This window comes from Magnetospirillum sp., assembly GCA_027532905.1.
GTDB lineage: Bacteria > Pseudomonadota > Alphaproteobacteria > CACIAM-22H2 > CACIAM-22H2 > Tagaea.
On sequence record JAPZUA010000001.1, the window covers coordinates 335,101 to 350,023 of the forward strand.

Sequence of the window (14,923 nt, forward strand, 5' to 3'; positions counted from 1 at the left end):
GCGGAAGATGAATCTCCGCGACACGATCGAACGTTTTCTCGGCCGCACGCCGCCCGCGCGCGTGGCGGTCCTGCGCCTCGAAGGCGCCATCGGCATGGGCGGTTCGCGCGGGCTATCGCTTGCCCGGCTTGCAGGCCCGCTCGAAGCCGCGTTCAAGGCCGAGGATTACGCTGCCGTGGCCCTCATCCTCAATTCGCCGGGCGGCTCGGCCGCACAATCTGCGTTGATCGGCAGCCGCATTCGCGCCCTTGCCGACGAACACAAAAAGCCGGTCTACGCCTATGTCGAGGATGTGGCGGCCTCGGGCGGCTATTGGCTTGCCTGTGCCGCCGACGAGATCATGGCCGACGCCAACTCGGTCGTGGGCTCGATCGGCGTGATCGCAGCCGGCTTCGGCTTTGCCGAGGCGATCGCGCGCCTGGGCGTGGAGCGCCGCCTCTACACGGCGGGCCGCAACAAATCGCTGCTCGATCCGTTTGTGCCTGCCAAACAAGAAGACATCGACCGCCTCAAGGCGCTGCAGGCCGAGATCCACGCCAATTTCATCGCCTGGGTGCGGAACAGGCGCGGGACCCGCCTTGCGGGCGACGACGCCACCTTGTTCGAAGGCGCTTTCTGGACCGGTGCGCAGGCCAAACAACTGGGCCTCATCGACGCGCTCGGCGACGCGCGCAGCGATCTGCGTCGGCGCTTCGGCGACAAGGTGCGCTTTCGCCGCTTCGGGGCGCGCGACGGCGCTTTGCGGCGCTGGATCGGGCTTGCGCAAGGCAATCCCTTCGGTGCGGGTGCTGCCGCCTGGCCGCAGGAGGCGCTCGAAGCGCTCGAGACGCGCGCTTTGTGGGCGCGCTACGGGCTCTGACGGCGATGGAGAAAATTTAACCATGGGCTTTTCCTTCGCCAAACTCCTGCTGCTGATCGTGGTGCTGGCCGCCGTGTGGTTCGGCTGGCGCTACTTGCGCATCCGCGAGAAGGAGCAGGAGATCGCGGCCGAACGCGCGCGCCAGGGCGGTGTAGCCAAAGCCGCCCTCAAAGAAGAGGCCGAAATCCTGGCCCCCTGCCGCGTGTGCAAGGCGTTTGTCGCCAAAGGCTCCGCCCCGTGCGCCCGCCAAGACTGCCCGCAACGCGGCTGAAATAGGTTACCAAACGCGACAAACAGCGACGGTCGCCGATTTAACCCATTGATATTTCACAAATGTAACCACGACGACGATTCGAGGTTACATATTGCGGCGGCCGGTTTACGGGGCCACTGCCGTTCGTCTTTCTTTACATTTCAAACAGCGCACGCCGCTGGGCACGCCCCCGACAACGATGGCTGATTCGACTATAGCGTATCGATTTTATCAAGAACAAAGTAACTAATCCAAAATAGGTAAATAACCTTATCAAATACGCGAAAACCGCAATTGCGCGAATAAAGCACCTATATCCCGCTGCGTTCGGGACCAAACGTCGCTGGTAGTCACAGCAGCTAACCTCGCGTGCGTTGGAGTCAAGTTTCGTGACCCCGCAAACTTGCGTCCTTGTGACGTGGGAGTAGATCAAAGTCGCGATTGTCACAAAGACAACTATAGGGTAAATTCATATTCTCATCCTCTCCTCCCCCCGGTCGTGCGTCCGTCCAAAGCCGTGCGACCGGGGTTTCTATTTGAACAATGCGATTGGAGCCGCACGCGGCCATGGTCTGCTAATTGCGAATTCTCAAAGAGAGTCTCTTTATCGGATTCGATAGAAACTTGATGGAAGAATTGCCTTTGAGGAATGCACCTATACAAAGCAATTGCGGAAGAAGTACTAAAAGAGACTCCCAAAGTTCCACTGGAAACGGTGGGGTTTTTCATTCGTTTAAATATGGAGTGTGGCAATACCCAACTCCCTTTAATCCATCCGATTGGTTCGGCTTTGTATATCGCATAACGGAACTTGATACTGGCCACGAATACATCGGCAAGAAGAACTTTACGCGGACCAACCGAAAGAAGGTCGCTGGGAGGAAGAATCGTAAACGTGTCGTATCCGAATCAGACTGGCGGACATATACGGGTTCATCGACGTACTTAAATGAAGCAATCCAAAAGCGGGGGATCGACGGGTATAAGTTCGAGATAATCTAACTGCATAAAACGAAGGGTTCACTTCATTACGCAGAAGTTCGCCAGTTGATATTGGAGGATGCACTGCGCGCGACATTGCCTGACGGCGCACGAAAGTTCTATAATCAGATGGTGAACTCGGTACGTTTCATTCCACCGATGGATTGAATGTGATGTCGAAAAGCAATTGGTCTGAACGGATCAAACCACTCAGCATAGCCCTCATATTGTGCTTTTTCTTCGCCTTACTGGCATTATCCAGTATCGTATTCATATGTCTGTGGTGGGCCTCAGACGACAACGAAGCAAAACTACAGGCAATCGCCTCACTACTTGGAAACGCATTGGGTATTATCGGTGCTGTATTCGCAGTGATGCTTGCGATACGAGCCGAGCGCGATAACCAAAAAGAAGATGTTAACAAACTGCGCTTGTCGATAGGAGTCTCGCTTATACAAATCAGTAGAGACATCGAACTCGCGTCACGAAGGCTAGATGAACTTATCGATCCCAATCCCGTTACGGAGGAAGCTAGAAATAAGCGATTCAATATGTTTGCTCGATACCTTCATTTCATAAATCTGAGTATTTTCGAGAGTAATACTACAAAACTTCATGCGATAAATGGCTTACTGCCAGTTTATGCAAGTGACGCAATCGTAGCAAGAAACTATCTAAACACTGTTATAGATTCGATCTATAGAAACCCTGCATTGGGATATCAATATAATGCAGCAGATTTGAATCATGAATTTTCAAAGTTAGTAAGGTGCATTATTAACATTGGATATAGTCTCGATATTCGACTTTCAGATTTTGTGATGAGTCGTTATGAGGACCCAATTGTACGCGCATTTAGAGAGAAAAACTGAAATTTTTGTGTGACATGAACAAGATCAAGGAATGGCTCGTTGCCAACTATCCCCGCGTCCAGTTCATATTTGATGGGTATGCCAAGTTCCTAGGCCGAATTGGGGTTCGCGGGAAGATCGCCTTGTGTGTTGGCGTAGTCTTTCTCACTTCAATTGGCCTCGAATTTCTGAGTCTTTGGTTTGCAGAGAAATCCGACGGTGATCGCCTTCAAGCCTTGGCATCAATCATCGGAAACATTCTGGGTGTTGTCGGTGCAGTGATCGCAGTTATGATTGGCATCAAACACAATGAATCAAAAGAGAAGGAGAAAGTTACCCTTATCGAACGAGGTCTTGGTCTTTGCGCGCACATGAACCTGCTGATTGCTGAGAATTTATATCTTACAGTTAAAAATGTATCAGCATTCGCGATGATTCCTGATGCCATTGAAAGCCCTAAATCACTGCACGCCTCAATATCCTGGGAACCATTCGACACGAATCATGATGTATTGCATCAGATAAGCAGTATGTTGGTATTCTCCTCGAATTCCGTAAAGGTAGTGCAGGATCGTATATCAACAGTGTTTAGAAAATTAGAAAATCAAGTGATGCTCGAACAAGAATTGAAGAAAGAACTAGAACTGGCTTGTTACGACTATCTTGGTGCCTGTATCTTTTTGTGTGATTGCTTGAATGTTCCAGTTAATCCAGTTGTAAGAAAACAATATGCCGGATTATGGGACCTCGATAAAGAAGCCAGCGACAATGCGAAATTTAGATAGGGCCCAGTGATGTTTGAAATTTTGGTGTGAAATAAAAAATGGACTACACACAAATTCATTAGTTTCAAATTTTTAGGGTACCCGCTCTATCAGAGTCCTAGAGCGCCGTCCCAGTTCCCAACGATCAAACGTACATGGACTTGCTCGATCCACTTAGTGGACTCGTTTGAGATCGTTCTTAAAATCCAAAGTAACATCATAACGCAACTCTAGGAAGTCCGTAGAGTAGTGGGAACGATCTGTATCCCAAACCACAAAATCCAACTGACGGGCTTCTAATACAACAAGGTAAACTTACATTATGGATTATTACGTTTCCGCCGCGTAGCCGCACCCGTCAAAGCATCAGCCTATCGCTTCCCCCCTCAACACCCACCCTCCCGGTTCGCCGCAAGAAACCGGTCGAGATCGTCGAGGCTCGGGGGCACGCCGCGGAAGGGGCGCGCGAAGGCGGCCACGATGTCGGCGTGGCCGACATTGTCGTAGAGCTTCGTCGTCGCCCGGCCGCCTGCTTGTTCGATCGCGGCGCCAAGCGCCGTTGCGTTGCGCGGCGACACGATGCCGTCGTTGCGGCCGGCCAGCAGCAGCATCGGCGGGGCTTTTGTGTTCGAGAATGCGATGGGCTGCGTTTTTTCGAGCGGCTCGGCCTGCCCGAAAATCGCCACGAGGCTGCGGCCTTTGAGCGGCAGGAAATTGTAGGGGCCGGCAAGGCCCACGAATGCCGAAATGTCTTTGCAGAGATCCACGCCCGCCGCCGCGAGCCATTGCGGATCGAGGGCGAGCATCGCGGCATTGTAAGCGCCCGCCGAATGGCCGATCAGTGCGAGCTTGCCGTTTCCAAGATTGCGCGCGGCGACATGGCCGCGGATCGCGGCCACCGCTGCCGCACTGTCTTCGAGGAACGCCGGAAAGCGCACTTGCGGATAAACCCGATAGTCTGGGATCGCAACCACGTAGCCGCGCTCGGCCAGCGCTTGGCCTGCGAACAGATAATCGGCCTTTTTGCCGCCGGTCCAGCCGCCGCCGTAGAAAAAAACCGCGACCGGTGCGGATCCAGTCGCACCCTCGGGCACGTACAGATCGAAACGCTGGCGCGTATCCGGGCCGTAGGCGACATCTCTCTCGAGCGTGTAGCCGCTCTTCGGCACCAGCGCGTTGATCGCATCCACACCCGAACAACCCGCAACCAGCAGCACGCCCACAAAGGCAACCGCACCATGGAACCAACGCATTCCCAAACTCCGTCTTCTTTGCTGCGGCAGAAACGCGCCTTGCAGAGCTGCGTGGCCGTGTTGGCCGCGATCCCGCTTGGCATCGGTGCTGCGGGGGTTGCGACCGGCACCAATTATCTAGGGGCCGAAGGGCCGACAATCGACCTCGACAGCCATTTTCGCTATCTCTCCGGCATTTTCATGGCGCTGGGCGTCGTTTTCTACAGTTGCGTGCCCGCGATCGAACACAAAGGGCCACGCTTCGGCCTTGCGGCCGCACTCGTTTTTGTGGGCGGGATCGGGCGGCTCGTGGCGTTGCTCGCGATGGGCGCACCAACATGGCCGCATCTCATCGGGCTCGGGCTCGAGCTTGGCGTGGTCCCGGCCCTCGCCCTATGGCAGCGCCGCGTGGCGCGACGCTTTATTTGATCTTGCCGCGCGCGGCGACGGGCCAGGTCGCCACGTGTTTGCCGCCTTCGAAGATTTCGTAGGCATCGTGCAGGTTGATCGTGGTGTCGCCGTGTCCGGGCAATATGCGCAGTTGGCTGCCGAGTGCAGGGGCTGGGGCCGGATTTGCGTGGGTCGCATCGCGCAGGAGCTTGCCGTGCTCGTCGCCGCCGAACGCGAATGTCCAGCCCGGCAGATCGACCGCCTCGGGCAAGCCGCCGTCCAGCGACAGCGATTTCAAACCGGCATCGACGACGACGCGCTCGCCGCCGTGGGTGCTGTTGACCGTCGCCAGCACCCACAAAGCCTGTTCGAAGGGCTGGTAGGTGTTGCCTGCCTCGTCGCCGATGTCGCGATATTGCTTGTCCATGAAGATGTAGGTGCCGCACTGCCATTCGGTGTAGCCGGCCTTCGCCTGCTGCGCGAAGCTGCCCGTCCCCGCCCCTGACACGATGGCCGGAGGGAGGCCTGCCGCTTCGAACGCGACGATGAAGCGCGCGAGCGTCGCGTTGGCGGCAGCGATCGCCGCCGTGCGTGCGGCGAAACCGTGCACATGCTGCACCGAGCCGTGATAGGCCTGCAGCCCGTCGAAGCGCAAGCCCGGGGTGGTTGCAATCTGGCGGCCAAGGGCGACGGCGGCGACAGGCTCGGCAACGCCCGTGCGCCCGTGGCCCAGATCGCAATCGACGAGCACGCCGATCTCGACGCCTGCCGCGTGGGCGGCGTCGGCGATCCAGTCGATGCCTTGCGCGTTGTCGGCGACCGTGCGGACCTTGGCAAAGCGCGCAAGGTCGGCAAGCCGCGCCAATGCGCGCGGGGCCACAATCTCGTTGGTGACCAGAATATCGCCAATGCCGCCTTCGACCAGAATTTGCGCCTCGCCGACTTTCTGGCAGCACAGGCCGACGGCCCCGGCGGCGATTTGCATACGGCCGAAGATCGGCGATTTGTGCGTCTTGCCGTGCGGACGCAGCTTGATGCCCGCTTCTGCGGCATGTGCCTTCATGCGGGCAATGTTGCGCTGAACGGCATCGAGATCGACGATCAGAGCGGGCGTTTCGAGGGCGGCTTCCAAGGTTTTTTCTTTCTTGTGCGAGGCGCGACGCGGAGGTGGGATTGTGCGGCCCGCCCTCGGGAATTCCAAGTCCCAGATTGATTCTCCCGCACGGCTTTGTCACATTGCCGCCATCGCAGCGTTTTTGCCGGAGACTCCCCCCATGAAAAACACCGCCCTCGCCCTCGGTTTTGCCGCCGCCCTCGTCGCGGCCCCCGCCTTCGCGCAGACGGCACCGGCCGTGATGTTCGACGTCGGCGGCAAGTTCGACCGCTCGTTCAACCAAGCCGCCTTCGAAGGGGCCGAGCGCTTCAAGCGCGAAACCGGCCAGCAATATGCCGAGTTCGAAATCCGCAACACCGCCGAGCGCGAACAGGCGATCCGCAATCTGGCGCGCCGCGGGGCGTCGGTCGTCGTTGCTGTCGGCTTCAGCAACCGGGCAGCGGTCGAAACCGTCGCCAAGGAATTTCCGGACGTGAAATTCACGCTGATCGACAGCGTCGTCAATCTGCCCAACGTGCAGTCGATCACCTTCCGCGAGCATGAAGGCTCGTTCCTGGTCGGCATGGCCGCCGCCATGGCGAGCAAGACCGCGAAGGTCGGCTTTGTGGGCGGCATGGACATCCCGCTCATCCGCAAATTCGCCAAGGGCTACGAAGAGGGTGCCAAGCACGTCAACCCGCAGATCGAAGTGGTCCAGAACATGACCGGCACCACGCCCGCCGCCTTCGCCGACCCGACGCGCGGCGGCGAGCTTGCGCGCGGCCAGTTCGATCGCGGCGTCGACGTCGTCTATGCGGCGGCAGGGGCCACGGGCCTCGGCGTCTACCAAGCCGCCAAGGACGCGGGCCGCCTCGCCATCGGCGTCGACAGCAACCAGAACCATCTGCATCCCGGCACGATGCTGACCTCGATGATCAAGCGCGTGGACGTGGCCGTCTACAACGCGATGTCGGACGCCCGCAAGGGCACGTGGAAGGCCGGTGCCACCTCGCTCGGCCTCAAGGAAGAAGGTGTCGGCTACGCAATCGACACGAACAACCGCGCCCTCGTGACGGCCGACATGGAGCGCCGCATCAACGAAGCGCGCGACGCGATCATCGCGGGCCGCCTGCAGGTGACCGACGTCACGGCCCAGCGCTAAAACATGGCCGGGGAACCCGCGCTCGACCTTGCCCTCGAACTTGTGGGCATCGACAAAAGGTTCGGCGCGGTCCACGCCAATCGGGCGGTCGATTTGTCCGTCGCGAAAGGCTCGATCCACGGCATCGTGGGCGAGAACGGGGCGGGCAAATCGACGCTGATGGGCATCGTCTACGGCTACTACGCGGCCGATGCGGGCACCATCCGCGTCGACGGCAAACAGGTGCGCATCGCCTCGTCGCAGGACGCGATCGCGGCGGGCATCGGCATGGTGCACCAGCATTTCATGCTGGTCGAAAATTTCACCGTGCTCGAAAACGTGCTGCTGGGGGCCGAAGGTGGCGCCCTGCTCAAGAAGGGCGAAGCGGCCGCACGCGCAGCGCTCGGCAAAATCATGGCCGATTACGGGCTCGAGGTCGATCTCGACGCGAAGATCGAAACGCTCGACGTGGGCACGCAGCAGCGCGTGGAAATCCTCAAAGCGCTCTATCGCGGTGCCCGCATCCTGATCCTCGACGAGCCCACGGCCGTGCTCACGCCGCAGGAGGCGGATGCGCTGTTCCGCCTGCTCGACACGTGGCGCAGCCAAGGCCGCACGGTCATCCTCATCACGCACAAATTGCGTGAGATCCTCGCGGCAACCGACCGCGTCACGGTCATGCGCCAGGGTGCGGTCGTCGCCACGCGCGACACGGCAGCGACGAGTCAGGAAGAACTCGCCGAACTCATGGTCGGGCGGCGCGTGCAGCTGCGCGTCGCCAAAGACGCGTCCGTGCCCGGTGCCGAAGTGCTGCGTGCTGAGGGCTTGCGCTACGTCGATGCGCGCGGCGTCGAGCGGTTGCGCGGCGTGTCGCTCAATGTACGTGCCGGCGAGATCGTCGGCATCGCCGGCGTGTCCGGCAACGGGCAGAGCGAATTGCTCGAAGCGCTCGCAGGTTTGCTGCCGCTCAATGGCGGCGAAATTTTCTACAAGGGCGAAAAACTCGCCCCGCCGGGCACGGCCGCCGCAAGCCGGGCGGCACGCCTGCACGGCATCGCGCACGTGCCCGAGGACCGCCACCGCATGGGCATGGTCGTGGGCTATTCGGCGGCCGAGAGCACGATCCTCGGCTATCACGGCGACGAAGAATTGGGCCTCGGGCCGCTCTTGTCGAACCGCGCCGCCACGGCGCGCACCGCGCGCCTGATGGGTGCTTTCGACGTGCGCCCGGCGACGCCCGCGTTGCGCTCTGGCAATTTCAGCGGCGGCAACCAGCAGAAGATCGTGCTCGGCCGCGAGATCGACCGCGATCCCGAATTGCTGCTGATCGGCCAGCCGACGCGCGGCGTGGATATCGGCGCCATCGAATTCATCCATCGCCGCCTCGTCGCGATGCGCGATGCGGGCAAAGCGATCCTGCTCGTGAGCTGCGAACTCGACGAGATATTGGGGCTCGCCGACCGCATCCTCGTGATGTTCGACGGCCGCATCGTGGGCGAGCTTGCGCGTGCGGCGGCCGACGAGCGAGCGCTCGGCCTCATGATGGCCGGTGTGGAACCCGCACCTGCGGCAGCCGCACAATGAATGCGGGTGCGCGCCTGCCGCGTTGGGTCGATCTGGGGCTCCTGCCGCTGCTCAATCTTGCGGCGGCCTTCCTGCTGTCGGGCCTCGTCGTGCTCGCGATCGGCGAATATCCGATCAAAGCCTTGCGCATCCTCGTGAACGGGGCCATCGGCTATCCCGAGGCGATCGCCTTCACGCTCTACTACACGACCAATTTCATCCTCACCGGCCTTGCGGTCGCACTCGCCTTCCATGCCGGCCTCTTCAATATCGGCGGCGAAGGCCAGGCTTACGTGGCCGGCCTCGGCGTGGGCCTCGCGTGCCTCTATCTCGATTTTCTGCCCGGCTACGCCGTGGTGCCGATCGCGATCCTGGCGGCCGCCGCCTTCGGGGCCGCGTGGGCCGCAATCCCGGGCTGGCTCGAGGCCTATCGCGGCAGCCACGTGGTCATCACCACGATCATGTTCAACTTTCTTGCGGCCGCGCTGATGACCTATCTCATCACCAACTGGCTGCTCGATCCCGCCCACGGGGCGCCCGAAACGCGGCGTTTCGCCGCCCACACGACCTTGTGGACGATGCAGGAGATGCTCGGCTGGTTCGGCATCAAGGCCCCGCGCTCGCCGCTCAATGCGGCGTTTTTCCTCGCACTGGCCGCCGCCGTGTTCGTGTGGATCTATGTGTGGCACAGCCGGGCCGGCTACCGTTTGCGCACCGTGGGCAGCAGCCACAAGGCGGCGCTCTATGCCGGCATCGATCCCGCACGCACCATCGTCGTCGCGATGGCGATATCGGGTGCGCTTGCTGGGCTCATGGCCGTCAACGAAATCCAGGGCGCGCAAGCGCGCCTGCTTTTGTCGTTCACCGGCGGCTACGGCTTTGTCGGCATTGCGGTGGCGCTGATGGGCCGCAACCATCCGGTCGGCGTGTGCCTGGCGGCGCTCTTGTTCGGCGCCCTCTACCAGGGCGGGGCCGAGCTTGCGTTCGAGATGCGCAACATCAACCGCGAAATGGTGATCGTGATCCAGGGTCTCATCATCCTGTTCTGCGGCGCGCTCGAAAACATGTTCCGCCCCACCCTCGCGCGGATGTTCGCCGCCCGCGGGGCCGCGTGATGGAAGACATCGTCATCCAGACCGTGTCGCTGCTGGCCTCGACCGTGCGCTTGGCAGTCCCGCTGATCTTGTGCGCGCTTGCGGGCCTGTTCGCGGAGCGCTCGGGCGTGGTCGATATCGGACTCGAAGGCAAGATGCTGGCAGGCGCATTCGCCGCCGCCTCGGTCGCGTTCTGGCTGCAATCGGCGTGGGCGGGCTTGGCGGCCGCGATGCTCGTATCGATCGCGTTTGCGCTCGTGCACGGCTTTGCCTGCATCACGCATCGCGGCAACCAAGTGGTGGCGGGCATGGCGCTCAACGTGCTGGCTGTGGGGCTTACGGCCGTGCTCGCCTTCGCATGGTTCCAGGAAGGCGGCAAGACGCCCGCTTTGGCGGACGCCGCACGCTTCCGGCCGCTGCACTTGCCGTTCGCAGCCGAGATCGCCGGCGTGCCGGTGATCGGGACCATCTATACGCGGCTGCTGTCCGGCCACAATGCGCTTGTCTATCTGACGGCGGCCCTGGTGCCGGTCGTCGCGTTCGTCGTGTTCCGCACGCGTTTCGGCCTGCGCTTGCGCGCGGTCGGCGAAAATCCGCACGCGGTCGACACCGCCGGCATTTCGGTCGCGCGCTTGCGCTACCAAGCAATGCTCGCGAGCGGTGCCTTGTGCGGCATTGCGGGTGCCTATCTTTCGACGGCGCAATCGGCCTCGTTCTTGCGCGAGATGACGGCAGGCAAAGGCTTCCTCGCCCTTGCCGCCCTCATCTTCGGCAAATGGATGCCGATCCCGACCTTGTTCGCGTGCCTGATCTTCGCGTTTGCCGACGCACTCCAAGGCCGCCTGCAGGGCGTTGCCCTGCCGGGTATCGGCGTGGTTCCTGTGCAGGCGATCCAGGCCCTGCCCTATCTGCTCACGATCCTGCTGCTCGCAGGCTTCGTGGGCAAAGCGCATGCGCCGCGCGCGAGCGGCATTCCCTACAGCAAGGAAAAATGACGATGACGGCGACGACGACGGCCGGCCCGCACGATGCCGCGAAGTTCCTGCATGCGCGTTTGGGCGCGCGGCGCCCCAAAGTCGCGATCGTGCTGGGTTCGGGCCTTGGGCCGCTCGCCGACCGCGTGGAAGACGCCGTCGCGATTCCCTACGGCGAAATCCCCGGCTTCCACGTGTCGAGCGTGGCAGGCCATGCCGGCCGCCTCGTCGCCGGGCGTTTGGCCGGCGTCGAAGTCGCGTGCCTGCAGGGCCGCGTGCATCTCTACGAGGGCGTGGAACCCGCCGCGATCAAGCAGCCGATCCGTACGCTCAAAGCGCTCGGCATCGAGCGGCTCGTGCTGACCAATGCCGCCGGCAGCTTCCACATGAGCAGCGACGAAGGCTCGCTTGTGCTGCTGAGCGACCATATCGCGTGGGCGGGCTTGAACCCGCTGGTCGGCCCCAACGACGACGAATGGGGCGGGCGCTTTTTCCCGATGACGGACGCCTATGACCCTGCGATGCGCGACGTGCTGAAAGCAAACGCGGCCAAGCTCGGCATCGCGTTGCCCGAGGGCGTGTATGCCTGGTATCTCGGTCCCAATTTCGAAACGCCGGCCGAAATCCGCGCGTTGCGCGGCATGGGTGCGGATCTCGTCGGCATGTCGACCGTGCCCGAAGTGCTGGTCGCCCGCCATTGCGGCCTGCGCGTGGTCGCAGTGAGTGCGATCACGAACATCGCGGCGGGCATGCGCAAAGGCCAGCATTTGAGCCACGACCACACGCAGAAAATCGCCAAGCTTTGCGGCGAGCGCCTTGAAAAACTGCTGACCGCGAGCCTCGCCGATCTTCTGACGGCCTGAGCGCGCTAGAGCGTCGGCCAGAATTTGTCCCAGCCGGTGCGGATGCGGACCCAGAAGGCCGGGTCGGGCAAAACCTCGACCTGCACGCCTTCGCGCGCTTCGGCATCCCACACGAAGAGATGCGCGCGTGCCGCACGGCAGACCATCAGCTGGTGTTGGATCTGCGCATAGTCCGACGGCAGCGTGCGGCCCGCGACCGCCAAGCGCCAACGCTCGTGCGCGCGTCCGCGATAGGGCGTCTTGATTTCGAGCACCGTGCGGCAATCGGCCGAAATTCCGTCAAGACTGCAGCCATACGCCCCATCCACATACATGGCCGCATCGGCAGCCCCGTGCTTCTCGGCATAGGCCGCGCGCGCAAACGGCTCCTGTTCGGTGCCCTTGCGCATCGCGGCATTCACGAAGATGCGTTTGCCGCGCTTTTCGTCGCGCAGATTGGCAAGTGCGTTCGAGAACGACGACAGCCCAAGCACCGCAGGCGTTTCGCTTGCCATACGCAAGGTCCGACGAAGGGCGCGCCACGCGTCGGTCCCTTGTGCGATCTCGACGCGCTGCGGGCGGGCGGATGGCAGGCTTGCAAGCGGATCGTCGGGCCCTTGCGTGTCGGCCAGAAACGCCGCATCGCACGCTTGGCACGCGATGGGTCCGCGATGGCGCTCGGGCACCTCGCATTCGGCAACGCAGACGGGGCATAGACGAATCATCGAATTTTTCCCACCACGCGACGCAGCGCCCTTTGCCTGAATCGCAGGAAAATGCTAGCACCTGGGCCTTCGAAACCCCCGGAAATTCCGCCCCCATGACCGACCAGGATTTTGCGCTGCGCGCTTTGGCAGCCCTCGATTTGACGAGCCTCAACGACGGCGACGACGCGGCCGCCGTCGAGAAGCTCTGCCGGCGCGCGACCACGCTCTACGGCAATGTCGCCGCCGTCTGCGTGTGGCCGCGTTTTGTCGGCGTCGCCAAAGCCTCGCTCGCGGGCAAACCCATCAAGATCGCGTGCGTGGCGAATTTCCCGAGCGGCAGCGAGGCGCGCGCCGACGTACTCGCCACGGTCGAAGCGGCCTTGCGGGACGGGGCCGACGAGATCGATCTCGTCTTCCCCTATCGCGAATGGCTGCGCGGCGAAACGGTGAAGGCCGAAACGATGGTGGCGACCGTGAAGCAAGCCTGCGGCAACAAGAAGCTCAAGCTCATCCTCGAAAGCGGCGCTTTCCCCGACATGGCGCGCCTTGCCGCAGCGTGCAAAGTCGGGCGCGATGCGGGGGCCGACATGCTCAAAACCTCGACCGGCAAGATCCCGACGGGCGCCACGCCCGAGGCTGCGCGCGTGCTGCTGGCGGCGGGCGGGGGCTTCAAAGCATCGGGCGGCGTGCGCACGCTCGCCGATGCCAAAATCTATCTTTCGCTCGCCGACGAAGTCCGCGGCCCCGGCTGGGCCACGCCCGACAATTTCCGCATCGGCGCTTCGGGCCTGCTCGACGTGCTGCTCGCGATCCTCGACGGCCGCACGGCCGCCGCCCAAGAATCGGCCGTCTATTGACCGCCATGCTGCCGCAGGAACTGATCGCCAAGAAGCGCGACGGAACGCGTCTCGACGACCATGAAATCGGCCAGCTCGTCGCCGGCATTGCCGACGGCAAGGGCTTGGCCGACGCGCAAGTGGGTGCCCTTGCCATGGCGCTGTTCCTGCGCGGGCTCGATACGGGCGAGCGCGTGGCACTCACGCGCGCGATGACCGCCTCGGGCGACACGTTGCGCTGGGACGATCTCGATCTGCCCGGCCCCATCGTCGACAAACATTCGACCGGCGGGGTCGGCGACAAGGTGAGCCTGATGCTGGCGCCGTGGGTCGCAGCGTGCGGCGGCTACGTGCCGATGATTTCGGGGCGCGGGCTCGGGCACACGGGCGGCACGCTCGACAAGCTCGGCAGCATTCCGGGCTACGACGCGGTTCCGGACAATGTGCGCTTCCGCGCCTGTGTGCGTGACGTAGGCTGTGCGGTGATCGGCCAGACCGCCAATCTCGCTCCGGCCGACAAGCGCCTCTACGCGATCCGCGACGTGACCGCGACGGTCGAATCGATCGGCCTCATCACCGCCTCGATCCTGTCGAAGAAACTCGCGGCGGGCTTGGACGCGCTCGTGATGGATGTGAAGTTCGGCTCGGGCGCTTTCATGCCCAGTTACGAGAAATCGCGCGAGCTTGCGCTGTCGATCGTCGACGTCGCCAACGGCGCAGGCCTCAAGACGCGCGCGTTGCTGACCGACATGGACAGCCCGCTCGGGCGGGTCGCCGGCAACGCGCTGGAAGTGCGCGATGCGATCGCGTTTCTCAAAGGCGACGGCGACGCGCGCACGCTTGCCTGCACACGCGCTTTGGCTGTCGAGATGCTGGATCTTTCCGGCATTGCGCCACGCGATGAAGCAGGCGCCAAGCTCGATGCCGCCTTGGCGAGCGGTGCAGCGGCCGAGCGTTTCGCGCGCATGGTCTCGGCCCTTGGCGGCCCCGCCGACCTTATGGAGCGGCCGGACAAATATTTGGCGCAAGCCCCGATCGTGCGCGAAGTGCCGGCCTTGGCGGCGGGCTTTGTCGAAAAAATCGATACGCGGCAGGTCGGGCTCGCCGTCGTCGATCTCGGCGGCGGACGCACCGATCCAGCTGCCGCGATCGATCCGGCCATGGGCTTTGTCGAGCTTGCGGAGATCGGCGCCAGCGTCGGCCCTGGTGCGCCGGTCGCGATCGTGCATGCGCGCGACGAAGCCAGTGCCGCGCGCGCTTCTCTTCGCTTACAAAACGCCTATCGTATCGGCGCGACGCGAAGTGCTTCGGGTGCGGTCGTGCGCGAAACCTTGGGAGCTTGA

Annotated in this window: 15 protein-coding genes; 12 read left to right on the forward strand and 3 right to left on the reverse strand. The window is 62.2% G+C overall.

Annotated features, from left to right (window positions below):
- Positions 1-7: 7 nt before the first annotated feature.
- The 4 genes from O9320_01630 to O9320_01645 all read left to right on the forward strand — a co-directional run bounded on the left by O9320_01630 (position 8) and on the right by O9320_01645 (position 3,729).
- Positions 8-859, forward strand: coding sequence for a S49 family peptidase (locus tag O9320_01630; GenBank protein MCZ8309524.1), 852 nt, complete (start codon positions 8-10; stop codon positions 857-859).
- 22 nt (positions 860-881) lie between these two features.
- Positions 882-1,130, forward strand: a complete 249-nt coding sequence (locus O9320_01635) for a hypothetical protein (protein MCZ8309525.1) — start codon at positions 882-884, stop codon at positions 1,128-1,130.
- Positions 1,131-2,266: 1,136 nt separating this feature from the next.
- Entirely contained in the window at positions 2,267-2,965 is a 699-nt protein-coding gene (locus O9320_01640) for a hypothetical protein (GenBank protein ID MCZ8309526.1), read from the forward strand.
- A 14-nt stretch (positions 2,966-2,979) separates the two neighbouring features.
- A complete protein-coding gene (locus O9320_01645; GenBank protein ID MCZ8309527.1) occupies positions 2,980-3,729 on the forward strand; it encodes a hypothetical protein in 750 nt (249 codons plus the stop codon).
- Positions 3,730-4,094: 365 nt separating this feature from the next.
- Here the strand turns inward: O9320_01645 and O9320_01650 are convergent, their stop codons facing one another.
- Positions 4,095-4,961: an alpha/beta hydrolase gene (locus O9320_01650; protein MCZ8309528.1), complete on the reverse strand. Its 867-nt coding sequence runs from the start codon at positions 4,959-4,961 to the stop codon at positions 4,095-4,097.
- Here O9320_01650 and O9320_01655 point away from each other — a divergent pair.
- Positions 4,947-5,369 (forward strand): DUF4345 domain-containing protein, encoded by a 423-nt coding sequence (locus O9320_01655; GenBank protein MCZ8309529.1) that lies wholly within the window; start codon positions 4,947-4,949, stop codon positions 5,367-5,369. The genes O9320_01650 and O9320_01655 overlap by 15 nt on opposite strands.
- Here O9320_01655 and O9320_01660 read toward each other — a convergent pair.
- Positions 5,362-6,462, reverse strand: a complete 1,101-nt coding sequence (locus tag O9320_01660) for a DSD1 family PLP-dependent enzyme (protein MCZ8309530.1) — start codon at positions 6,460-6,462, stop codon at positions 5,362-5,364. The two genes, O9320_01655 and O9320_01660, sit on opposite strands and share 8 nt — an antisense overlap.
- 142 nt (positions 6,463-6,604) lie before the next feature.
- Here O9320_01660 and O9320_01665 point away from each other — a divergent pair, with 142 nt between their 5' ends.
- The 5 genes from O9320_01665 to O9320_01685 are packed head-to-tail and all read left to right on the forward strand — an operon-like array spanning position 6,605 to position 12,058.
- Entirely contained in the window at positions 6,605-7,585 is a 981-nt protein-coding gene (locus tag O9320_01665; GenBank protein MCZ8309531.1) for a BMP family ABC transporter substrate-binding protein, read from the forward strand.
- A 3-nt stretch (positions 7,586-7,588) separates the two neighbouring features.
- A complete protein-coding gene (locus O9320_01670) occupies positions 7,589-9,148 on the forward strand; it encodes an ABC transporter ATP-binding protein (GenBank protein MCZ8309532.1) in 1,560 nt (519 codons plus the stop codon).
- Positions 9,145-10,242, forward strand: coding sequence for an ABC transporter permease (locus O9320_01675; protein ID MCZ8309533.1), 1,098 nt, complete (start codon positions 9,145-9,147; stop codon positions 10,240-10,242). Before O9320_01670 ends, O9320_01675 begins: the two co-directional genes overlap by 4 nt.
- Positions 10,242-11,216 carry an ABC transporter permease gene (locus tag O9320_01680; protein MCZ8309534.1) on the forward strand — a complete coding sequence of 325 codons (975 nt, stop codon included), beginning with the start codon at positions 10,242-10,244 and terminating at the stop codon, positions 11,214-11,216. The genes O9320_01675 and O9320_01680 overlap by 1 nt, the downstream gene beginning before the upstream one ends.
- 2 nt (positions 11,217-11,218) lie before the next feature.
- On the forward strand, positions 11,219-12,058 hold the full coding sequence (locus O9320_01685) for a purine-nucleoside phosphorylase (GenBank protein ID MCZ8309535.1): 840 nt from the start codon (positions 11,219-11,221) through the stop codon (positions 12,056-12,058).
- Positions 12,059-12,063: 5 nt separating this feature from the next.
- On the opposite strand, the gene O9320_01690 is transcribed toward O9320_01685, so the two are convergent.
- Entirely contained in the window at positions 12,064-12,762 is a 699-nt protein-coding gene (locus O9320_01690; GenBank protein ID MCZ8309536.1) for a YqaJ viral recombinase family protein, read from the reverse strand.
- A 95-nt stretch (positions 12,763-12,857) separates the two neighbouring features.
- Between O9320_01690 and deoC the strand changes: the two genes are divergently transcribed.
- Positions 12,858-13,601 (forward strand): deoxyribose-phosphate aldolase, encoded by a 744-nt coding sequence (gene deoC, locus O9320_01695; protein MCZ8309537.1) that lies wholly within the window; start codon positions 12,858-12,860, stop codon positions 13,599-13,601.
- Positions 13,602-13,606: 5 nt separating this feature from the next.
- On the forward strand, positions 13,607-14,923 hold the full coding sequence (deoA, locus tag O9320_01700) for a thymidine phosphorylase (protein ID MCZ8309538.1): 1,317 nt from the start codon (positions 13,607-13,609) through the stop codon (positions 14,921-14,923).